This is a genomic window from Actinomadura sp. HBU206391, from assembly GCF_014323665.1.
GTDB lineage: Bacteria > Actinomycetota > Actinomycetes > Streptosporangiales > Streptosporangiaceae > Actinomadura_C.
On the sequence record NZ_JABVEB010000012.1, the window covers coordinates 56,224 to 77,319 of the forward strand.

Annotated in this window: 23 protein-coding genes; 18 read left to right on the forward strand and 5 right to left on the reverse strand. The window is 69.6% G+C overall.

Annotated elements, in window-relative coordinates; genetic code table 11:
- The first annotated feature begins 62 nt into the window (after nt 1-62).
- The 9 genes from dapC to HKK72_RS07840 all read left to right on the forward strand — a co-directional run bounded on the left by dapC (nt 63) and on the right by HKK72_RS07840 (nt 9,300).
- Complete coding sequence (gene dapC, locus HKK72_RS07800; protein ID WP_187233581.1) at nt 63-1,181, forward strand: succinyldiaminopimelate transaminase; 1,119 nt, start codon at nt 63-65, stop codon at nt 1,179-1,181.
- Between the two features lie 257 nt (nt 1,182-1,438).
- Nucleotides 1,439-2,047, forward strand: a complete 609-nt coding sequence (locus tag HKK72_RS07805) for a DUF4178 domain-containing protein (protein WP_187233582.1) — start codon at nt 1,439-1,441, stop codon at nt 2,045-2,047.
- Entirely contained in the window at nt 2,047-2,532 is a 486-nt protein-coding gene (locus HKK72_RS07810) for a DUF2617 family protein (protein ID WP_187233583.1), read from the forward strand. Before HKK72_RS07805 ends, HKK72_RS07810 begins: the two co-directional genes overlap by 1 nt.
- 97 nt (nt 2,533-2,629) lie before the next feature.
- On the forward strand, nt 2,630-3,034 hold the full coding sequence (locus tag HKK72_RS07815) for a DUF4247 domain-containing protein (RefSeq protein WP_187233584.1): 405 nt from the start codon (nt 2,630-2,632) through the stop codon (nt 3,032-3,034).
- A gap of 186 nt (nt 3,035-3,220) precedes the next feature.
- Nucleotides 3,221-3,712, forward strand: a complete 492-nt coding sequence (locus tag HKK72_RS07820) for a DUF350 domain-containing protein (protein ID WP_187233585.1) — start codon at nt 3,221-3,223, stop codon at nt 3,710-3,712.
- A 26-nt stretch (nt 3,713-3,738) separates the two neighbouring features.
- On the forward strand, nt 3,739-5,382 hold the full coding sequence (locus HKK72_RS07825; protein WP_187233586.1) for a polyamine aminopropyltransferase: 1,644 nt from the start codon (nt 3,739-3,741) through the stop codon (nt 5,380-5,382).
- A gap of 117 nt (nt 5,383-5,499) precedes the next feature.
- Complete coding sequence (locus HKK72_RS07830) at nt 5,500-5,928, forward strand: hypothetical protein (protein ID WP_187233587.1); 429 nt, start codon at nt 5,500-5,502, stop codon at nt 5,926-5,928.
- Between the two features lie 119 nt (nt 5,929-6,047).
- On the forward strand, nt 6,048-8,060 hold the full coding sequence (locus HKK72_RS07835) for a bifunctional polysaccharide deacetylase/glycosyltransferase family 2 protein (protein WP_315987136.1): 2,013 nt from the start codon (nt 6,048-6,050) through the stop codon (nt 8,058-8,060).
- 97 nt (nt 8,061-8,157) lie between these two features.
- Nucleotides 8,158-9,300: an acyl-CoA dehydrogenase family protein gene (locus HKK72_RS07840; protein ID WP_187233589.1), complete on the forward strand. Its 1,143-nt coding sequence runs from the start codon at nt 8,158-8,160 to the stop codon at nt 9,298-9,300.
- Nucleotides 9,301-9,311: 11 nt separating this feature from the next.
- Here the strand turns inward: HKK72_RS07840 and HKK72_RS07845 are convergent, their stop codons facing one another.
- A complete protein-coding gene (locus HKK72_RS07845; RefSeq protein ID WP_315987137.1) occupies nt 9,312-10,007 on the reverse strand; it encodes a hypothetical protein in 696 nt (231 codons plus the stop codon).
- 206 nt (nt 10,008-10,213) lie between these two features.
- Between HKK72_RS07845 and HKK72_RS07850 the strand changes: the two genes are divergently transcribed.
- The 4 genes from HKK72_RS07850 to HKK72_RS07865 all read left to right on the forward strand — a co-directional run bounded on the left by HKK72_RS07850 (nt 10,214) and on the right by HKK72_RS07865 (nt 13,573).
- Nucleotides 10,214-11,050 carry a 2,3,4,5-tetrahydropyridine-2,6-dicarboxylate N-succinyltransferase gene (locus HKK72_RS07850; RefSeq protein ID WP_187233591.1) on the forward strand — a complete coding sequence of 279 codons (837 nt, stop codon included), beginning with the start codon at nt 10,214-10,216 and terminating at the stop codon, nt 11,048-11,050.
- An 11-nt stretch (nt 11,051-11,061) separates the two neighbouring features.
- Complete coding sequence (gene dapE / locus HKK72_RS07855; protein WP_187233592.1) at nt 11,062-12,117, forward strand: succinyl-diaminopimelate desuccinylase; 1,056 nt, start codon at nt 11,062-11,064, stop codon at nt 12,115-12,117.
- A gap of 62 nt (nt 12,118-12,179) precedes the next feature.
- Nucleotides 12,180-12,980, forward strand: coding sequence for a TIGR00730 family Rossman fold protein (locus HKK72_RS07860; RefSeq protein WP_187233593.1), 801 nt, complete (start codon nt 12,180-12,182; stop codon nt 12,978-12,980).
- On the forward strand, nt 12,980-13,573 hold the full coding sequence (locus HKK72_RS07865) for a TIGR00730 family Rossman fold protein (protein WP_222720467.1): 594 nt from the start codon (nt 12,980-12,982) through the stop codon (nt 13,571-13,573). The genes HKK72_RS07860 and HKK72_RS07865 overlap by 1 nt, the downstream gene beginning before the upstream one ends.
- Before the next feature lie 522 nt (nt 13,574-14,095).
- Here HKK72_RS07865 and HKK72_RS07870 read toward each other — a convergent pair.
- Nucleotides 14,096-14,713, reverse strand: coding sequence for a hypothetical protein (locus HKK72_RS07870; protein ID WP_187233594.1), 618 nt, complete (start codon nt 14,711-14,713; stop codon nt 14,096-14,098).
- Nucleotides 14,714-14,831: 118 nt separating this feature from the next.
- On the reverse strand, nt 14,832-15,470 hold the full coding sequence (locus HKK72_RS07875; protein ID WP_187233595.1) for a hypothetical protein: 639 nt from the start codon (nt 15,468-15,470) through the stop codon (nt 14,832-14,834).
- 87 nt (nt 15,471-15,557) lie between these two features.
- Here HKK72_RS07875 and HKK72_RS07880 point away from each other — a divergent pair, with 87 nt between their 5' ends.
- From HKK72_RS07880 to HKK72_RS07890, 3 genes are read left to right on the forward strand one after another with little or no spacing between them, the layout of a single operon-like run.
- Nucleotides 15,558-16,037, forward strand: a complete 480-nt coding sequence (locus HKK72_RS07880) for a hypothetical protein (protein ID WP_187233596.1) — start codon at nt 15,558-15,560, stop codon at nt 16,035-16,037.
- Nucleotides 16,034-16,462, forward strand: coding sequence for an SRPBCC family protein (locus HKK72_RS07885; RefSeq protein WP_187233597.1), 429 nt, complete (start codon nt 16,034-16,036; stop codon nt 16,460-16,462). The genes HKK72_RS07880 and HKK72_RS07885 overlap by 4 nt, the downstream gene beginning before the upstream one ends.
- The gene (locus HKK72_RS07890; protein WP_222720468.1) at nt 16,459-17,034 is read left to right on the forward strand and encodes a DNA-3-methyladenine glycosylase I; all 576 of its coding nucleotides are present in this window, start codon (nt 16,459-16,461) and stop codon (nt 17,032-17,034) included. Before HKK72_RS07885 ends, HKK72_RS07890 begins: the two co-directional genes overlap by 4 nt.
- Before the next feature lie 84 nt (nt 17,035-17,118).
- Here the strand turns inward: HKK72_RS07890 and HKK72_RS07895 are convergent, their stop codons facing one another.
- Together HKK72_RS07895 and HKK72_RS07900 are read right to left on the reverse strand one after the other, a co-directional pair.
- On the reverse strand, nt 17,119-17,904 hold the full coding sequence (locus tag HKK72_RS07895; protein WP_187233617.1) for an enoyl-CoA hydratase-related protein: 786 nt from the start codon (nt 17,902-17,904) through the stop codon (nt 17,119-17,121).
- Nucleotides 17,905-17,958: 54 nt separating this feature from the next.
- A complete protein-coding gene (locus tag HKK72_RS07900) occupies nt 17,959-18,834 on the reverse strand; it encodes a PaaX family transcriptional regulator C-terminal domain-containing protein (RefSeq protein WP_187233598.1) in 876 nt (291 codons plus the stop codon).
- 158 nt (nt 18,835-18,992) lie between these two features.
- Between HKK72_RS07900 and HKK72_RS07905 the strand changes: the two genes are divergently transcribed.
- Nucleotides 18,993-19,160: a DUF3117 domain-containing protein gene (locus HKK72_RS07905; RefSeq protein ID WP_111868348.1), complete on the forward strand. Its 168-nt coding sequence runs from the start codon at nt 18,993-18,995 to the stop codon at nt 19,158-19,160.
- Nucleotides 19,161-19,253: 93 nt separating this feature from the next.
- Entirely contained in the window at nt 19,254-20,906 is a 1,653-nt protein-coding gene (locus HKK72_RS07910) for a leucyl aminopeptidase (protein ID WP_187233599.1), read from the forward strand.
- The last annotated feature ends 190 nt before the right edge of the window (nt 20,907-21,096 follow it).

Here is a 21,096-nt window from a genome sequence, read left to right on the forward strand (position 1 = left end):
CTTGAACCGGGTGTCGCAAGGTCACGGCCTTGAGCCAGATGAGCACGGGGGAGGGCGAAGCCATGAGTGCGAGTGAACGTAGGGCGGTCGTGAACAGGGCGCTGCCCGACTTCCCGTGGGACCGGCTGGAGCCGTACAAGGAGCTCGCCGGTCGCCATCCGGGCGGCATCGTCGACCTGTCGGTCGGCACCCCGGTCGACCCCACGCCTGACGCGGTGCGCAAGGCGCTGAGCGAGGCGTCCGACGCCCCCGGCTATCCGCTGACGTACGGCGCACCCGAAGTGCGCGCCGCCGCCGCGGGGTGGCTGCGCCGGCGGCTGGGCGTGGACGCCGACCCGGCGGCCGTGCTGCCGGCCATCGGCACCAAGGAACTCGTCGCCTGGTTGCCCACGCTGCTCGGCGCGGGTCCCGGTGATCAGGTGGCCTTTCCCCGGCTCGCCTACCCGACGTACGACGTGGGCGCGCGACTCGCAGGGGCCGAGCCGATCGCCACCGACGGGCTGCTCTCTCTCGGGCCGGTCACTCCCAAGCTGATCTGGATCAACTCGCCGTCGAACCCGACCGGCGCGGTGCTGCCGGCCGAGCATCTGCGCAAGGTCGTCGGGTGGGCGCGCGACCGTGGCGTGCTCGTCGTCAACGACGAGTGCTACATCGAGTTCGGCTGGGACGCCACGCCCGGCAGGCAGCCGGTGTCGATCCTGCATCCGGACGTATGCGAGGGGTCGCACGAGGGCCTGCTCGCCCTTCACTCGCTGTCCAAGCGCTCCAACATGGCCGGTTACCGCGCGGGTTTCGTCACCGGCGACCCCGCCGTGGTCGCGCGGCTGCTGGCCGTACGCAAGCACGCGGGGATGATCATGCCGGCTCCGGTGCAGGCGGCGATGGCCGTGGCGCTCGACGACGACGTGCACGCCGAGGAGCAGCGCGCCCGCTACGCCCGGCGTCGCACCGCGCTCAAGCGCGCCCTCGAAGGGCACGGGTTCCGCATCGACCATTCCGAGGCGGCGCTGTATCTCTGGGCGACCCGCGGAGAGTCCTGCTGGGACACCGTCGGGCACCTCGCCGACCTTGGCATCCTGGTGGCACCCGGCGACTTCTACGGCCCCGCCGGGGACCGGCACGTCCGGGTCGCCTTCACTGCCACGGACGAGCGCGTCGCCGCCGCCACCGAGCGGCTCTGACCCGCCGGTTCCGCTGACCCGCCGGTCCTGCTGACCCGCCGGTCGCGTCGCCCGCCCATCGGCGGCATCCATCCCGGCACTGTCGCCATGACGGGAACCGGAAACGGATGAAATGAGTCCGATAACCGCGTGAGAGCGGCCGGTAAGCGCCATCGTTCGGTGCCTACTGGGCTTGTTGGGTCGAGAGTGGATAGGATCCGGCGAAATCCGATTTCACGGCTAATGCCGGTCATTGTCTGCGCGGAGGTGCTGTACGCGTGCTGGGACCTTCCATTGCGATCCTGCTCTTGCTGATCCTGATCGCCCTGGCCGTGCTTATCGTGATCGTTCTTCGCGGCCGGGGCCGTCAGCCGCAGGAGGGCACCCCGGCCCCGCGGGATCCGTTCGCCTCCGTCGGCGAGGTCGCCGGCGACCCGCGCGCGCTCAAGGCCGGGGACATGGTCGAGTATCTCGGCGTCCGCTATTTCATCCGAGGATCGGTGCGGCTGCGTGAGGGCGGCTTCACGTGGGACGAACACCTGCTGGAGGCCGACACCACGGCGGGCCGCAAGGTCTGGGTCTCGGTCGAGGAGGACCCCGACCTCGAGGTCGTCTGGTGGACCGAGGTCGACATCGGCGACCTCGTGCCCGATCAGCCGACGATCACGTTCGACGGCGTGGAGTACCGCCGCGACGAGCACGGCAGCGCCGACTACCGTACCGAGGGCACCACGGGCCTGGGCGAGAGCGGCCGGGTCGAGTACGCCGACTACGAGGCCTCCGGCGGCCGCTACCTCTCCTTCGAACGCTTCGGCGGCGGGGCCTGGGAGGCCGGGACCGGAGAGCGGGTGCCGCGCGGCACGATGACCATCTACCCGGGCAGCTGATGCTCCCCGACCTCGACGCGGCCTATGTCGACACGCGAGCGGACGCCCTCGGTTTCGCCTTGGGCCTGCCGCCGGTCGACGCCCTCGCGACCCTGTCCGCGACCCGCGGGCCGCTCCGGGTGGAGCTGCGCCTGCTCGGCGCCTCGCACCAGGTCATCGCCGGCCCGATCAGCGAGACCGTCGCGTGCCTGCCCGGCCTCTCGGGTCCGCTGCCGGGCGAGGTGAGCCGGACGGTGGGCGAGTGGTCGTACGACTTCACCTCCGACACCCGCGAGCACGACCAGGCCGGCTTCGAGGCGGCTGTGGAATCCCTGCGGCGACGGCTGGCCGGCCGTACGGACGCGTTGACGGGCACCTTCCCGGGCTCGCCGTACGCCGTGACGGCGATAGCCGTCGAGGCCGGCCTCGGGTGGCGCACCTGGCACGCCTACCCGCAGACCTTGGAGATCGTCGAGACCCGGACCCGGCTGGAGGCCACGGGATGACCCAGCACACGACGACACCGCACACCGCGACACCGCACACCGCGACACCGCACACCGCGACACCGGGCAGCACGACACTGACGAGGGGGACCGGGCTGTGAAGAAGTGGTACATCGCGGGTGGGCTGGTGGCCGGCCTCGGCGTCATCGCCCTGGTGGCCTCGCTGCTCACGGGCGGCTCCTCCCCGCGCGGCTGGATCGCCAAGAACTACACCCGTACGGCCACGGACACCTACCGGGCGTCCGGCGCGCCGACCAAGGTCGCGTCGGACATCACCCGTAAGTTCCGGCCGTCGGAGCGGGCCGACGACCCGGCCGGGGTGTTCCTGCGCTATTCCAACCTCGTCGTCGCCGTGCTGCCCGACGGTGTCATGGGCAGCCGCATCACGGTCGACGACGCCGACCGCGGTTACCGGCGCTATTACAACTATGTCGGGAACCGCTGGGCCGCCCCCGGGCGCGGCTCGGACTTCCGCGGGGGCGGACCCGGCGAGGGCAAGTGAGCCGAATGAGTCCCTTCGAACGCTCGCCACTGCTCTGGACGATCTCCGGCGTGGCCACCGCGGATCTCGTCGAGGGGCTACGGCGATCATGATCGTCGGCGGCCTGGCGTGGATCGCCTGCGCCGTCGTGTACAGCCGCCTCGCCAGGACGCGGGGCGGGACCGGATACGACAGGAGTGCGCGCTGATGCTCGAAGACCTCGTCAACGAAGGTGGCGCCGCACTGGCGTACGGCGCCGTCGGCGTCGCCCTGATGGCGCTCGGCTACCTGGTGGTCGATCTGCTGACGCCGGGCAAGCTCGGCCAGCTGATCTGGGCCGACCGCAACCGGGGCGCCGGCCTGGTGCTCGCCGCGAAGCTGCTCGGCGTCGGCGCCATCGTCACCACCGCGATCCTGACCAGCGAGGACAGCCTGGGTGAGGGGATCGTCTCGACGGTGGTCTACGGGGTGCTCGGCATCGTCCTGACGAGCCTCGCGTTCCTCGTGCTCGACGCGATCACACCGGGCCGGCTCGGCGCGATCGTCGTCGAGGCGGTCACAGGCGACGCCGGAGATGAGCGCGACTCGCCGGCCGCGACGTCGCAGACCTCGTCCGGCCCCGGCATCCACCCGGCGTGCTGGGTGGTCGCCGCCACCGACCTGGCCACGGCGGCGATCATCGCCGCGGCCATCTCGTGATGCGTTTTCGGGCGTAAGATCGCCCGATGACCGAATCGGAGGCGACGCACCAGGCGGTCCGGGTCTCGGCGCGGCCGGCTCGGGCGTTCGTGCTCGCGGCGGTCTTCGCGTGCGCCGCGTGCGGGCTCGTCTACGAACTGGCGCTGGTGGCGCTCGGCAGCTATCTCGTCGGCAACTCGATCACGCAGGCGTCGATCGTGCTGTCGGTGATGGTCTTCGCCATGGGCGTCGGGTCGTTGGCGGCCAAGCCGTTCCAGCGCCATGCCGTGGCGGCCTTCGCGCTGGTCGAAGGGGCCTTGGCGCTGCTGGGCGGGTTGTCGGTGCTCGGCCTGTACGCCGCCTTCGCCTGGCTGGACCTCTACACGCCCGCGCTCGTCGCCGTCGCCTTCCTCGTCGGCGGGCTCATCGGCGCCGAGATCCCGCTCCTGATGACGCTCCTGCAGCGCATCCGGCGACAGGACGCGAGCAGCGCCGTCGCTGACCTGTTCGCCGCCGACTACGTGGGTGCGCTTGTCGGCGGGCTGGCCTTCCCGTTCCTGCTCCTGCCCGCGTTCGGGCAGATCAAGGGCGCGCTGATCGTCGGCATGGTGAACGCCGTCGCCGGCATCGCCGTCGTGCTCTGGCTGTTCCGCGGGCAGGTGCGCCGTGGCGCCCGGACGGTCCTGTGGGGCGGCATGGCCGTGGTCATCGCCGTGCTGTGCGGAACGTACGTGCTGGCGGACGGCTTCGAGGCCGACGCGCGGCAGGCCCTCTACCGCGACCCGATCGCGCTGGCAGAGCGCACGCGGTACCAGGAGATCGTCATCACCCGGGCGGTGCGGCTGTCCGGCCGCCCCGACCTGCGGCTGTTCCTCAACGGGGACCTGCAGTTCTCGTCCGTCGACGAGTACCGCTACCACGAGTCGCTGGTCCACCCGGCGCTCGCCGGGACGCGCGGCAGGGTGCTCATCCTCGGCGGTGGCGACGGCCTGGCCCTGCGTGAGGTGCTGCGGTACCGGGACGTGCGCGCCGTGACACTGGTCGAACTCGACCCCGAGATGACCCGGCTGGCCAGGTCGTACGGCGCTCTGGCCGATCTGAACGACAATTCGCTGGGCGATCCGCGGGTGCGGGTCGTCAACGCCGATGCCTTCGGCTGGCTGCGAGCGCATCCGGGCGTGGCGGAGGTCCAGGCGGCCGCCGGAGCACGGGCCGGTGCGCGGTCCGCGCCCGGCGTGGAGGCCGCCGGTTACGACACGGTGATCGTGGACATGCCCGATCCCGACGACGTGCCGACGGCCAAGCTCTACTCGGTCGAGTTCTACGGGCTGGTCCGCCGTCTCCTCGCGCCGGACGGCCGGATGGTGGTCCAGTCGGGCTCGCCCTTCTTCGCGCCGAAGTCGTACTGGTGCATCGAGAAGAGCATCCGGGCGGCGGGGTTCGCCACCACGCCGTACCACGTGGACGTGCCGAGCTTCGGCGACTGGGGATACGTCCTCGCCGCGGCAGGGTCCTCGCCGCCGGCGTTGCGGCTCCCGGCCGATGCCCCTTCGCTCCGCTTCCTCGACCAGAGCGTGCTCACGGCCGCCTTGGTCTTCGGCCGGGACCTGCGCCATCGCGACGTCGAGGCGAACACACTGGTCAAGCCGCGGATCATCGACTATGAGCGGCAGGAGTGGCGCGACCTCTGACCGGACGGCGGGCCGGACACGAGTCAGGGGCGGCGGCTGAGGAACGGCGCCGGACTTGTACTGTGAACGAGGGCCAAAACTACGCAAAAGCCACCGCGAGTGCTGTAAAACAACCCTATGATTCAACCCCCTGCGCCGGTGTTCGTCGATGCGACCGGACGGCGAAGACGGCTGACCCGACGCGTCGGAGTGATCTCCGCGGGCCTCCTTGCCGGGTACCTCGCTCTTGTCGGGGTAGGGCTGTTCGCCGGTGCCGACCTGCCGATGACCCCCTGGCCGGGCAACGGCGGGGGCAAGAACGGCATCGGCGCCGAACCGGGACACCAGCGGAAGAGCAAGACGCCGAGTCCGGACGCCCATTCGGGCACAGCGCCCGCGCCCACGTCTCCTGGTGTCTCACCGCCGTCTCTCACCGCGCCGCGGCAGACCGCCACCCCCGGAACCGGCCCCACGGCGACGACCAGCGCCCCTGGTAAGGCGGGGGCCCACGCGACTCCGCGCGCGGTAGGCCGTACGAAGTCCGCCAACCCGCGCAAGCCCGGATGAGAAGGGGAGATCCGCGCGGTCACTGGATCCTGCTGATACTGGCCGGACTCACCCTCGCCGCGGCATTGATCTTGAACGGACTCGCGCATGGTGCGATCGGCGAAGGTCCTAAGGACACGGTGAAAGGCACGGGGCGCCCACCCGCGGCCGTGGCGAACGGCGGCCCCGTCCTCAACCTGACGGGCAGCGCGCCGCAGAGCGCCGGCGCCAGACCCGGGAAGATCGCGCTCACCTTCGACGACGGACCGGACCCGAAATGGACGCCGCAGCTGCTCGACGTCCTGCGCCGCCACAACGCCAAGGCGACCTTCTTCGTGGTCGGCGCGCACGTGGCGGAGCATCCGGGGCTCACTCGCAGAGTGCGACGGGAGGGGCACGAGCTCGGGGTCCATACCTACACGCACATCGACATGGCGTCCGCCGCGGAATGGCGCCAACGAGTGGAGCTCGATCTGACCCAGCGCGTTCTGGCCGGGACGATCGGCGTCCACACCCGGCTCATGCGCATGCCCTACTCCGCCACGCCGGCCGCCATGACCGGCTCTCAATGGCAGGCCGCGCAACAGATCGGCGGGCAGGGCTATCTCGTCGTCCTCGCGGACAGGGACACGGAGGACTGGAGACGGCCCGGCACTGACGCCATCGTGGCGGCGGCCACTGACGGTCCCCGAGGCCGCGGCGCCGTCGTGATGCTGCATGACTCGGGTGGAGACCGCACCCAGACGGTCGCGGCCGTCGACCGTCTGCTCACCCTCTACTCGAAGCGCGGTTACCAGTTCACGACGCTGACCGAGGCGCTCGGGAGTCCGGCGGCGGAGATCCGGGCGTCGGCCCCCGAGCGGGTGATCGGTAATGCCCTCGTGACCGCTCAGTGGGCGTCCAGCCGACTGGTCGGGGCGTTGACCTTCCTGTTCGGGATCGCCGCCGTCCTGACGGCGCTCCGGCTGGCGACGCTGCTGTGGCTGGCGCGTGCGCACGTACGGCAGATGCGACGCAGGCGTCGGAGGCAGAAGCGCGGGTGGGCCCGACTGGCCCCGCCCCCGGTCTCGGTGATCGTGCCCGCCTACAACGAGGAGGCGGGCATCGAGGCGACCGTACGGTCGCTGCTCGATACCGACTACCCGGCGCCGATGGAGATCATCGTCGTGGACGACGGTTCGACCGACCAGACGGCCTGGATCGTCGACAACCTGCGGCTGTCGAACGTACGTCTGATCTGCCAGGACAACGGCGGCAAGCCGTCGGCGCTCAACACCGGCATCGCGAACGCCCGCTACGACGTGCTCGTCCTCGTGGACGGTGACACCGTCTTCCAGCGCGACACGATCGGCAATCTCGTAAGGCCGCTCGCCAACGCCAGGGTCGGGGCGGTGAGCGGCAACACCAAGGTCGCCAACCGGGGCCGGATCCTCGGCCGATGGCAGCACATCGAGTACGTCATCGGCTTCAATCTGGACCGGCGAATGTTCGACGTGCTGCAGTGCATGCCCACCGTTCCGGGGGCGATCGGGGCGTTCCGCCGTGAGGCCCTGATGTCCGTGGGCGGGGTCAGCAACGACACCCTGGCCGAGGACACCGACCTGACGATGGCGATCTGCCGGGCCGGCTGGCGGGTGGAGTACGAGGAGTCGGCACTCGCCTGGACGGAGGCGCCTTCGTCGGTGCGGCAGCTGTGGCGGCAGCGCTACCGCTGGTGCTACGGCACGCTCCAGGCGATGTGGAAGCACAGGCGTTCGGTCGTCGAGCGCGGCCCGTTCGGGCGCCGTTGCCTCTCCTACCTCGTCGTCTTCCAGGTGGCCCTGCCGCTGTTCGCCCCGGCCGTGGACGTGTTCGCGCTGTACGGCCTGGTCTTCCTCGATCCGATGGACATGGCCGCGTCGTGGCTCGTCTTCATGATCGCTCAAGCCGTCGCAGGGGCGTACGCACTGCGGCTGGACGGCGAGCGGCTGCGCACGCTGTGGACGCTGCCGCTGCAGCAGGTCGTCTACCGGCAGCTGATGTACCTGGTCGTGATCCAGTCACTGGTGACGGCCTTGCTCGGCACGCGCCTGCGGTGGCAGGTGATCCGCCGTACCGGCACCTTCTCCTCCACCCCTCCCGCGGAGCCGGTTCCGGCTCGATCTCTGCCCTGATCCGGGTCGTGATCCGGTGGGCCGAATACTGTTCGGTTTCGCGTTGTGGCTGCTAGATTGCCCGTTAGCCGGTCGTACAGCTCTGAAAGGACCTGAGGTGCGGCGCGAGATCTTCACTGAGGAGCACGAGGCCTTCCGCGACACGGTGCGGTCCTTCATCGCGAAGGAGATCACGCCGCACCACGAGCAGTGGGAGAAGGACGGCGTCGTCTCCCGTGACGTGTGGCTGGCCGCCGGCCGCCAGGGTCTGCTTGGCATCGACGTCGACGAGCGCTACGGCGGCGGGGGCAACGCCGACTTCCGCTACTACATGATCCTGGACGAGGAACTGGCCAAGGCCGGGGCGCACGGCCCGGGTTTCGCCGTGCACAACGACATCAACGGCTCCTACCTCATCCGCCTCAGCGACGAGGAGCAGAAGCGGCGTTGGCTGCCCGGCTACTGCTCCGGCGAGATCATCACCGCCATCGCGATGACCGAGCCCGCGGCCGGTTCGGACCTGCAGGGCATCAAGACCACCGCGGTGCGGGACGGCGACGACTACGTCCTCAACGGCTCCAAGACCTTCATCTCCAACGGCATCCTGGCCGATCTGGTCATCGTCGTCGCCAAGACCGATCCCTCGGCCGGTGCCAAGGGTGTCAGCCTGCTCGTCGTCGAGCGCGGCATGGCGGGCTTCGAGCGCGGCCGCAACCTGGACAAGGTGGGCCTGCACGCCCAGGACACCGCCGAGCTGTTCTTCGACGAGGTGAGAGTCCCCAAGGCCAATCTCCTCGGCGAGGAGGGCATGGGGTTCATCTACCTCATGCAGAACCTCGCGCGGGAGCGCCTGTCGATCGGCGCCGCCGCGCTGGCCGGGGCCGAGGCGTCCTTCGAGCGGACGCTGGAGTACTGCAAGACCCGTGAGGCGTTCGGCCGCCCGATCGGCAGGTTCCAGCACAACCGGTTCACGCTGGCCGAGATGAAGACCGAGCTGACGGTGGCGCGGGCGTTCACCGACACGTGCGTCCTGGCCGACGCCGACGGCGAGCTGACCGCCGAAGAGGCGGCGATGCTGAAGTACTGGAACACCGAGCTGCTCAAGACGGTGGTCGACCGATGCGTCCAGCTGTACGGCGGCTACGGCTACATGACCGAGTACCCGATCGCCAAGGCCTACCAGGACGCCAGGATCCACACCATCTTCGGCGGCACCACCGAGATCATGAAAGAGATCATCGGGCGCTCTCTCGGCGTGTGAGGAGCTCGCGGTCACCTGATGATGACGCGGTCCTTCGGGGCCTTCGGGTCGTTGTGCCAGCCTGAGTGCCCGTCCGCGGCCTCCCAGCGCTTTCCGGCGTACCGCACCTCGGTGAGTCCGTAGGCCTGCGCGTGGGACACGCCCCACGAGGCCACCGACCATCCTGTCCGCGGGCTTTCGATCATCACGGCGTCCCCGTTCAGCGGCAGCCGGCCGAAACCGCGGCGCAGCTCTCGGATCGCCTCCGCGCGCCGAGGCGTCGTGCGCTTGTCCGGCGGGAACCAGCAGCGTACGGCGGCCGGGCGGCGGCCCGTGTAGCCCTGAGCGAGGATCTTGCCCTCGTCCTCGTGCTGGGCGTAGGCGGTGCCGTCGGCGCTGCGCTGAACGCGCTGTGCGGCGTCGTGCAGATCGCGGTCCAGGTAGTCCTTGACCTTCTTCAGCGAGTCGAAGAACCGGCCCGACGCGTAGACGGGGTCCCGCAGTTGTTCGACCGCGCCCCATCCCTGCGACGGGCGCTGCTGGAAGAGGCCGACCGAGTCGCGGTCTCCGCCCGCGAGATTGCGCAGGTGCGACTCCTGGATCGCGGTGGCGTAGGCGATCACCACGGCCCGTTCGGGAAGTTTCTTGCGGAAGGCCACCGCTGCGATGGTGGCCGAGTTGGCCGCCTGCTCCAGGTCGAGGGGTTCCTTCCCGAGCGCGGTCTGCACCTCGCAATTGGATCCATGAAGATACGGACGAACGCGGGAAAAGAGTGCATAACCTCCCACACCCAGGGCGATAGCCACCACGAGCGTGATTCCAAGCAGGCGCATACGGCGCGCGTCCCATCGACCCACGGGATGACCGTACCCGGAGTTGGCGCGCGTTCGGATATGCCGTCTGCGTCGTCTCGGCCTCCCGATAAGCTCCCGCCATGACCGATACGTTCACCAGCCCGATCTCCAGCGCCATCGACACGCTGTGGGAGCGGCGGACCGAGCTCAACCCGGATGACGGCGACGCCAGGACGGCCATCGTGACCGCCGTCGACCAGATCGACACCGGTGAGGCCCGCGTGGCCTTCATCGACCCGGCCACCGACGAGGTGATCGTCGATGAGCGGGCCAAGCGCGCGATCCTGATGAGCTTCAAGGTCCTCGGCATGGTGCGGTCGCAGGTCGGCGACTTCCAGCACAACGACCGGATTCCGCTCAAGACCCGCCTGGACGGGGTGCGGGTCGTTCCTGGCGCCATCGCCCGCTGGGGCTCCTATCTGGCCCCCGGGGTCGTGCTCATGCCCTCGTTCACGAACATCGGTGCCTACGTGGACAGCGGCACGATGGTGGACACCTGGGCCACGGTCGGCTCGTGCGCCCAGATCGGCAAGAACGTCCACCTGTCCGGTGGCGTCGGCATCGGCGGTGTGCTGGAGCCGCCGAACGCCGTTCCCGTCGTGGTCGAGGACGACGCGTTCGTCGGCTCGCGCTGCATGGTCGTGGACGGCGCCAGGGTGCGCCAGGGAGCGAAGATCGGCGCTGGGGCGATCTTGACCAACACCACGCGGGTCTTCGACGTGGAGACGGGCGATGAGCTCGCCCGCGGCGAGGCTCCGGCCTGGTCGGTGTGCGTCGGCGGCACACGTACAAAGAGCTTCCCTGGCGGAGAGTTCGGCATGCCGTGCCTGCTCGTGCTCAAGCGGCTCAAGGAGGGCCAGCAGCACGACAAGCTCGCCCTCAACGACATCCTCCGCGAACATGGCGTGAACGCCTAGGGAGGTCCGTCATGCGGCTCGATCTTTCTGCCGACGTGGCAGCGCTGACCAGGGCGCTCGTGGACATCGAGTCGGTGAGCGGCCAGGAGCGGCCGCTCGTCGACGCGATACATGAAGCGCTCGTCGAACTTCCGCACCTGACGGTGGAGCGGGACGGAGACTCGGTCGTGGCGCGGACCTCATGCGGCCACGAGGAGCGCGTCGTGCTGGCAGGGCACGCCGACACCGTGCCGATCAACGGCAACCTGCCGTCCCGGGTCGAGGGCGACCTGATGTACGGGTGCGGCACAACGGACATGAAGAGCGGCTTGGCGGTGCTGTTGCGGCTCGCGGTGACGCTTCCGGAGCCCACGCGCGACGTCACCTATGTCGTGTACGACTGTGAGGAGATCGAGGCGGAGCGCAACGGGCTCAGGCGGCTCGCCCGCACCCGCCCCGAGCTGCTCAAAGCCGATTTCGCCGTGCTCATGGAGCCCACGTCCGCCCAGGTCGAGGGGGGTTGCCAGGGCACTATGCGGGTGGAGGTGCGGGCGGCCGGCGAACGGGCGCACAGCGCCCGGGCGTGGATGGGTTCCAACGCCATCCACAACGCCGGCGCGATCCTCGACGTGCTGCGCGCATATGAACCGGCGGGCCCCGTGGTGGACGGGCTGGAGTATCACGAAGGCCTCAACGCGGTGTTCGTACGGGGAGGCGTCGCGGGCAACGTGATCCCGGACGAGTGCGTCGTCACCGTCAACTACCGCTTCGCCCCCGACAAGTCGGTCGACGAGGCCGAGGCGTACCTGCGCGACCTTTTCGGAGCCTTCGAGGTCAGCGTCACGGACGCGGCCCCGGCCGCTCGCCCCGGGCTCGACCACCCAGCCGCGGCGGCCTTCGTCAAGGCCATCGGAGGGAAGGCCAAGGCCAAACTGGGCTGGACCGACGTCGCCCGTTTCGCCGAGCTCGGCATCCCGGCCGTCAACTACGGGCCGGGTGAGCCGACCCTGGCCCACACCAAGGGCGAGTACGTCGAGATCCCCCGGATCTTCGCGTGTGAGGACCGCATGCGTACCTGGCTGGGCTGAGTATCCGGTTGCTCCGCGATCCCGCCGCCATGGCCCCCGACGAGCGGGTTACGGTATGTGGCATGGAATCGGACGTGAACCCGGGCACCCGCCGCCAGGGCCCTGCGACATTGCGCGGTAATGCCGTGCCCAAGACCACGACGGATCAGCGCCTGCTCGACAGCCAGGGCCGTCCGGACTGGCTCCACACCGACCCGTGGCGGGTCATGCGCATCCAGTCGGAGTTCGTCGAAGGCTTCGGGCTGCTCGCCGAGCTGGGGCCGGGGGTCAGCGTGTTCGGCTCCGCCCGCACCAAGCCGGGCTCCGACGAGTACGAACTCGCCGTTGACATCGGGGCGCGACTTGCCGAGGCGGGCTTCGCGGTGATCACCGGCGGTGGGCCGGGCATCATGGAGGCCGGTAACAAGGGGGCTTTGGAGAGCGGCGGGGTCTCGGTGGGCCTCGGCATCGAGCTTCCCTTCGAGCAGAAGATGAACGACTACGTCGACATCGGCATCGAGTTCCGCTACTTCTTCGTCCGCAAGACGATGTTCGTGAAGTACTCCGAGGCCTTCGTCGTCCTGCCGGGTGGTTTCGGCACGCTCGACGAGCTGTTCGAAGCGATCACGCTCGTCCAGACCACGAAGATCACGCAGTTCCCCATCGTGCTGGTCGGCACCGAGTTCTGGGGCGGGCTACTGGACTGGGTGCGGAGCACCCTGCTGCCCAGCGGCAAGATCTCGCCTGCGGACCCGGACCTGCTGCACCTCACCGACGATCCGGACGAGGTCGTTCGGATCATCACGCAGGCCCGTGAACAACAGCGGGAGGCCGAGGAGGCGGCCGTGCAGCAGGTTGCGGAGGCCGGTGGGAACGGAAGCTGATGGGCCTGTCCGTCTGCGTGTTCTGTGCCTCCAGTAGCCGGATCGACGAGCGGTATCTCGAGCTGGCCGCCGAGGTCGGCGCCGAGCTGGCCCGCCGCGGTCACACGCTGGTCAGCGGCGGCGCCAAGGTGTCGTGCATGGGCGCGGTGGCCCGCGCCGCCCGGGCCGGTGGCGCCCACACCGTGGGCGTCATCCCCGAGAACCTGGTGAGCGTCGAGATCTCCGACGAGGACAGCGACGAGCTGATCGTCACCGCGGACATGCGCTCCCGCAAGGCGGAGATGGATCGTCGCTCGGACGCTTTTCTGGTGCTGCCCGGTGGTCTCGGCACGCTGGAGGAGCTGTTCGAGATCTGGACCGCGCGGGTGCTCGGCGTGCACGACAGGCCGCTCGTCATCCTTGATCCGTACAAGTTGTTCGAGCCGCTCCGCGACCTCATGACGCACCTGCTGGAAGAGGGTTTCAATCGACCGAAGGTGTTCGACGCGGTCGGCTGGACCGCCTCGGTTCCGGAGGCATTCGACCTGCTGGCGAAGGCGCAGGTACCGATCCAGCCGACGGCCGAGGACTACGCCGAATCAGAGACCAGCTGATCGGAAAGGTGGGAGCGCTCACCTTTCCGAGGGCGGCTTTGCGTCCTTATTTTACCGCTGTCGATGGCGGTTCGCGCTGTTCGTGACTGGAAATGCGACTGGCCACAAAATTGCACTGACCGTAAAATGTAGGCCAATTTTTCGGCTGTCCCGGCCAAATAGCAGCGCTCTCATGGAATGGACCGATGTACCCTGCGGCCGGTCTTCCTCATGCGAAAAATCCCTGCAAAACCGTACATATCGGGTTTCGCCGATCATGCGGCCGGGGATTGGCAATGTATCCCACATGTGTCATGTAATGGATGCATAGTGGTCCTTACAGGGTCTGAACGCCTCTTTCGGGAGGCCCGCGAACGCGACCCTGTCATAAGAATCCGATGCTCGACCTGCGCGGGCTCGAATTCCTAAGGAGGAAGGTCCATGGGAATTCTCAGGCGCATGGCGGTCGTCACTTCCGGACTTGTTTTCGCCGGAGCGACTGCCCTGGTGATGGACCCGGCCCTTGCGGTGACCTCGGCCGGCTCAGAGGCCATGATCGCTGCATCTCATGACACGACAGCGGGAAGACTGGTGCAGCCCCCGCCCGGACCGCGGGAGCGAGAGAGACAACGCCAACTGCAGCGTCAGCGGCAGGCTCAGGAGCGGATGCAGCGGCAGTCGCAGCGTCAGCGGCAGGCCCAGGACCAGTTCCAGCGTCAGCGTCAGGCTCAGGAGCAGTCGCAGCGTCAGCGGCAGGCCCAGGAGCAGGCTCAGCGGCAGGCCCAGGACCAGTTCCAGCGTCAGCGTCAGGCTCAGGAGCAGTCGCAGCGGCAGCGGCAGGCCCAGGAGCAGGCTCAGCGGCAGGCCCAGGACCAGTTCCAGCGTCAGCGTCAGGCTCAGGAGCAGTCGCAGCGGCAGCGGCAGGCCCAGGAGCAGGCTCAGCGGCAGGCCCAGGACCAGTTCCAGCGGCAGCGGCAGGCTCAGGAGCAGTTCCAGCGTCAGGAGCAGGCTCAGCGGCAGGCCCAGGACCAGATGCAGCGGCAGCGGCAGGCCCAGGAGCAGACGCAGCGACAGGAACAGTCCCAGCGCCAGGAGCAGGCTCAGCGGCAGGAGCAGCAGCAGCGCCAGGAGCAGGCTCAGCGGCAGGAGCAGTCCCAGCAACAGTCTCAGGAGCAGGGAGAAGGTTTCTGACGACCGGTGAGCGCACCGGATCAACGAACGCAGATGTGAACGCAGGATGATCGGGGCCTCGCACCGGCTGGTGCGAGGCCCCGTCGATTCAGACGAGGCCGCGGCGCGACACGGTGGGCGGGCGCTTGCCCTTGATCGATGCGATCATGTCCAGCGCCTCTCGCGTCACCGCCACGTCCTGCGCCGGGACTCGGAACACCTTGGCCCCCACCCAGCCGTACACCGCCGCGGTAGCCAGTACCGCCGGGTCGGCGGTCATGGCCGCTGGGGCGGCGTTGCGGCCCCCTGTCGCGGGGGTGCTCAGGTCGCCGGAGGGCGTACTCGCGGGCGTGACGAGGACCGTGTGGCCGGTCCGTACCACTTCTTCAGCGTCGGCGACCGATTTAACGTCGACGAGCAGACCGTCCGCCCTTACCCCTTGCGAAATCGCGTGGGCCGGTTCGGAGCAGACCAGACCCGTGCCCGTCACGGCGGCCACCGCGGTCAGATGGTCGCCTACGAGCAACGCGGCGCCGGCCTCTGCGCATGCGTACGCGATCACGGGCGTCGGCGCCGCCACGGCGATCACGAGCCCGGGACGGTCGGCGCGGATGCGGGTGAGAAGCTCTGGGTCGGGCGTCACTTCGGCGATCTGGGCGGATTCGGGGATCGCATCGGCATCCGCGTCGGCGACATAGATGACGAAATCGCTGATACTGAACGCATGGGACGCTAGCCGCAACTCCATGTCTCCGATCGTGGCACGATCGTCGCGCCGGGGCGTACGGAGGAGTCCGGCGTGGTGTGCACCGGCGCATGAGTTAGGAGTCTGATCGTGGTTCTCGCCGTCGCACTGGCGTGCATGGCCGTAGTCGCCGCGGTGATCGTGCTGGCCATGGGGAAGGGCGGCGAGCTGGCCGAGGCCCACCCCGACCACCCGCCGCTCGTGCTGCCGGGCCACCATCGGGTCACCGGGACCGATGCGGCGTTGCTGAGCCTGCCCATGGGCGTTTGGGGTTATCACATCGGCATCACCGACGCGGCGCTGGACCAGCTCGCCTACGCGCTCACGCAGCGGGACACACGCATCGCCGTCCTCGAGCAGCAGCTCGAACAGCTGCGGCTACGGCAGTCAGGTGCTGTGGAGGAACCGATCCAGTGGAACGGGGATCGAGAACCGCAGAACACCTGGAGCCCGCCGCCCGGTGAGCTGCCCTCGTGGTCGGCCCCTGAACTGCCGGCCGGGCCGGAGGTGCCTGAGAAGGCGGCATCGGAGGACGGCGCAGAGGCGGACGACCAGCGGTGGGACCGTTGAGCCGGGTCCTCGCGCGTGTCGGCGAAGGGGTCGATGCCTCCGCCGAACGGACCTTCGAGGTGCTGACGGACTGGGATCGGCATGGTGAGTGGATGCCGTTCACGACCGCGCGCGGAGGTCATGAGGTCGGGGCCACGCTGGAAGGGCGGACGGGCATCGGCCCGATCGGCTTCCTCGACACGATGGTCATCACGGAGTGGCGGGCGGGACGTCGGGTGGCCGTACGCCACACCGGTCGACTGGTCCGCGGAGAGGCATGGTTCGAGACCATCCCGCTGCCGGATGGCGGGTGCACGATCGTGTGGGCGGAACTGCTCGATCTTCCGCTCGGGCCGCTCGGCCGGGTCGGCTGGGTCTTCGTCGGGCCGGTCGCCCGTACGTTCATGCGGCTCGGACTCCGGCGCCTGGGGAGGCTTGCCTCTTGACCGCGGTGACCGGGCCGGACGGGCTCCCGCGCTGCCCCTGGGGGGTCTCCACGCCCGACTACGTGATCTACCACGACGAAGAGTGGGGACGCCCGATCCGCGACGACCAGGGTGTGTACGAGCGGCTGTGCCTGGAGGCGTTCCAGTCCGGGCTGTCCTGGCTGACGATCCTCCGTAAGCGCGAGGGATTCCGGGCCGCGTTCGCCGGGTTCGATCTGGAGAAGGTCGCAGGCTTCGGCCCGGACGACGTCGAGCGGCTGCTGTCGGATCCCGCGATCGTCCGTAACCGCGCCAAGATCGAGGCGGCGATCGCCAACGCGCGGGCGGCACTGGAACTGCCCGAGGGGCTGGCCGCGGTGGCCTGGCGCCATGCCGATCCGGCGGCCCCGGTGCCACGCACCTCCGCGGACGTGCCGGCGTCCACGCCCGGCTCCAAGGCGCTGGCCAAGGAGCTGAAGAAGCGCGGATTCCGGTTCGTCGGCCCGACGACGGCGTACGCGCTCATGCAGGCGTGCGGTCTGGTGGACGATCATCTTGAGGCGTGCTTCCGCCGCGGCGCCTACCTTCGTTGACGGTGTCGGGGTTGGGTGTCTGGGCGTCGAAGGATGTCGGCGTCGAAGGATGTCGGCGTCGAAGGGTGTCGGCGTCGAGGGGTGTCAGCGGCCCTGGAAGATCGGTTGCTCCTTTTTGAGGAAGCTGGCCGTGGCGTTCTGGTGGTCTGACGTCTTCGCGCAGAGGTCCTGAAGTTCGGCCTCCTTCTCCAGTGCGGAGGGGAGGTCGTGCGTCGCCGCGTGGTCGAGCGCCTGCTTGACGGCGTGATAGGCGGTCGTGGGGCCGGCCGCGAGCCTGATCGCGAGGGCGCGTACGGCCGACTCCAGCTCGTCACCGGGAACCACCTGGGTGACCAGGCCCAGCTCCAGGGCCCGGTCGGCCCTGACCGGGTCGCCCAGCATGAGCAACTCGGCGGCCTTGGCGCGGCCGACCAGGCGCTGCAGAGTCCAGGACATGCCGCTGTCCGGAGCAAGCCCGATCTTGGTGAAGGCGGTGGCGAACGACGCCTTCTCCGCGGCCACCCGCAGGTCGCAGGCGAACGCCAGCGACGCGCCGGCGCCGGCCGCGACCCCGTTGACAGCGGCGATCACCGGCTTGGGCATCTCGGCGATGGTCCGCACGATCGGGTTGTAATGATCCTTCACGGTGTCGGCAAGACCACGCCCCGCCTCCAGATTCTCGGCGTGCTCGCGCAGGTCCTGCCCGGCGCAGAAGGCCCGTCCGGATCCCGTGAGCACCATCGACCGTGCCGCGTCGTCGCCGGCCGCTCGCGTCACGGCCTCCCGCAGGGCCACCTTCATCTCCACGGTCAGCGAGTTCATCGCGTCCGGGCGATTGAGTGTGATCGTCGCAACACCTTCGGACACGTCGTACAGCACGGTCTGGGACATCATCGTCCTTTCAGTCAGCAGGTCCTGCCGCCGGGCGGCGCGAACGACTGCAGATCACGCCGGAGAGGGGACCCGCAGACAACGATCGACGAAACGGGACGCCCCGGGCAAGAGGCGCGCCGCTTCGGCGTCGAAGAATCGCGCCGCTTCGAAGCCGGGCCAGTCGGGCGGGAGCAGGCCTGATGGCAGGCCGGGGTCACGGAACAGGAACTTGCGCCACTCGTGCACCAGCCGGCTGCGGACCGCGAAGGCGTGTTCGTCGGCTGTTTCGTTGCCCGCTTGGATGGGTGCGTCCTCGGTGGCGGGCGGCCCGTCGACAAGATCCGCGCCACCGAGGTTCGGGGCTGCGGAGCCGTCCCCGGACTCGCCTCCGGTGAGCTCCCGCGTCTCGGCGAGCCACCGTTCGTACGCCCGGGCCAGCCCGTCGAGGTCCCAGCCCCGGGCCACCAGCCCATGAACGTCGCCGTCGTAGGTCGACCGGAACCGCTCCGCCCGCACCTGCTCGGCGTCCAGCAGGGGATCGAGTTCGGGCGAGGGTCGGGGGCCGATCCAGGTGTTCTCCCCTAGCGGAGCGTAGCCGAGATAGCCCAGCCCGGCGGTCAGCCGCTCGCGCCGCGCCCGGTCGCGAACCCTTTCGATGACCAGCACCTGCCAGTGTCCGTCCCACGGAGCCAGGTCGCGATAGATCCGGTGCGCGGCCTCGTCCAGGCGCCGCACGGCCCGTGGCGTGAGGGCGTAGGCGGGCCCGGCGGGCAGTCGCACCGGCTCGAGCCAGCCCTGCCGGACCATGCGAGATACCGCTGTGCGCACGGCCGGAGCGGCGATGTCGAGCGCCGCCAAAAGCCTGACCAGCGAGGCGATCGTCGCCTTGCCACCCCGATCACGCAGATGGTCACCGTAGAGGTCGAAGAGGGCCGAACGCGCATCCATGGGTCGCCAGTCTGCCGATCTGGACGCTGATCGTTACCACTTCGCGCCCGGAAGACGAGATAATGAATCCTTACTGATGACGTGGATGCGAGAGGCGGCCACGCGGCCGAAGGTGTCCGAAGGCCCCACGCGGCCCTAGGCAGGAAGGGGATGCACGCATGGCGGCGATGAAGCCGCGGACAGGCGACGGTCCGCTCGAAGTGACCAAGGAGGGACGCGGAATCGTCATGCGTGTCCCACTGGAGGGTGGCGGACGCCTCGTCGTCGAGCTTTCGGCCGACGAGGCCAGTGAGCTCGGTGACGCGCTCAAGAACGTCGTGGGCTGAGAGCCCGTCGACCCCCTGAAATATCGGTGACGGTCCCGGCGGCTACCGCCGGGACCATCGCCGTTTCTGATCGTGTTCAAGAGGAAGATCACCATGCCCGTCGAGACCCAGCTTCGCGCGGTCGAGGGATCCGTACGTCAGGCGGCACTGGCCGCCGGCGCAGTAGTGCTCGCCGTCCCGGTCAAGCCGGGACCAGAGGCGGACACGGCCGAGTTGGCCGACCTCCTCACCGTCGAGACCGGCCAGTCGCTGGCCTACCACGAGGCGACCGGAGATCCCGGCGAGGTGATCTCGGTGCCGCTCAGGTTCCCGGGCGAGCCTCTGCCGCGCGGTGACGACGCCGAACAGACCCGAGCCGAACAGACCCGAGCCGAACAGGCCGGATCCGCGCGGACCGGACCTGGACAGAGCGGCGCCCGGCGGGCCGAGAACGAGACCGGTGGCCGCATGGGCGAGCTGCTGCTTTACGGAGTGGGCGACGCCTCGCCGTCCGCGCTGCGCCGAGCCGGAGCCGCGCTGACCCGCCGCTGTAAGGGCCGCGCCACGGTGGTCGTCGAGGCGCCCGAGGGCGATCTCTCCGCCTTCGTGGAGGGGGCGCTGCTGGCGGCCTATGACTTCCGGGCCGGCGAGCCCCGGAAGAAGGGGCCGGTCGGCACGATTCTGGTCTCCGGGGCGGTCGCGGGCCCGCCGTCCGCGGGTGCGGGCAGCCCGCTTCAGGATGCCGGTGACAGCGCCGAGAAGGCCGTCGCCCGCGGGGCGGCCATCGCCGGTGCGACCGCGCTGGCCCGCGACCTGACGAACACGCCGTCCGTGGACAAGAGCCCGGCCTGGCTGGCCGACCGGGCACAGGAGATCGCGGCCGAGTCCGGCCTCACCGTACGGATCCGCGATGAAGAGGATCTGCGCACCGAGGGCTTCGGCGGGCTGATCGCCGTGGGTGCGGGCTCGCCCCGCCCGCCGAGGCTGATCGAGCTGTCGCATGAGCCGGAGGACCACACCGGCCACATCGTGCTGGTCGGCAAGGGCATCACCTTCGACACCGGCGGGCTGTCGCTGAAGCGGGGCGACAACATGAAGACGATGAAGACCGACATGGCCGGTGGAGCCGTGGTCATGGCGGTCATGAGCACGCTCCGCTCGCTCGGTGTACGCGTACGGGTCACCGGCCTGGTCGCCGCGGCCGAGAACATGCCGTCGGGCTCGGCCATGCGCCCGAGCGATGTGATCACGCACTACGGCGGCATCACCTCCGAGGTGCTCAACACCGATGCGGAGGGCCGGCTGGTGCTCGCCGACGCGCTGGCGTACGCCGACGCGCGGCTAAACCCGGATCTGGTGGTCGACATCGCGACGCTCACGGGCGCGGCCAAGGTCGCGCTGGGCCTGCGGCAGGGTGCGCTCTTCGCCACCGACGACGAGCTCGCGGCCGCACTGGTGAACGCGGGAGAGGCGAGCGGTGAGCGGCTGTGGCGCATGCCGCTGGTCGAGGACTACCGGGAGGCCATCGACTCCGACGTCGCCGATGTGGCCAACATCGAGCGGCGCGGCTTCGGCGGTGGGTCGATCATGGCCGCGCTCTTCCTGCGGGAGTTCGCCGGCAAGCGGCGCTGGGCGCACCTCGACGTGGCCGGGCCGGCCCGGGCGACCTCGGACGAGGGCGAGATCTCCAAGGGCGCCACCGGCTTCGGCGTCCGCCTGCTGTTGCACTGGCTCGACTCCGCCCCCCGGGGCGTGATCTCGCCCTGACGCCGTACTGACACCGACGACTCACTGACGCACGGCCGCGCGCCGGGCCCATCAGGGCCTGCCCGCGCGGTCGTGGCGGTGTCGCGGTCGCATGCCGCCGAACGCTCCCGCGAGCCTGTACGGAGCGTGAGGGGTCTGCCTATGATGTCGGCTACCGCAGAGAGCCGGGTGCTCGTCGGGCTGCATGGGT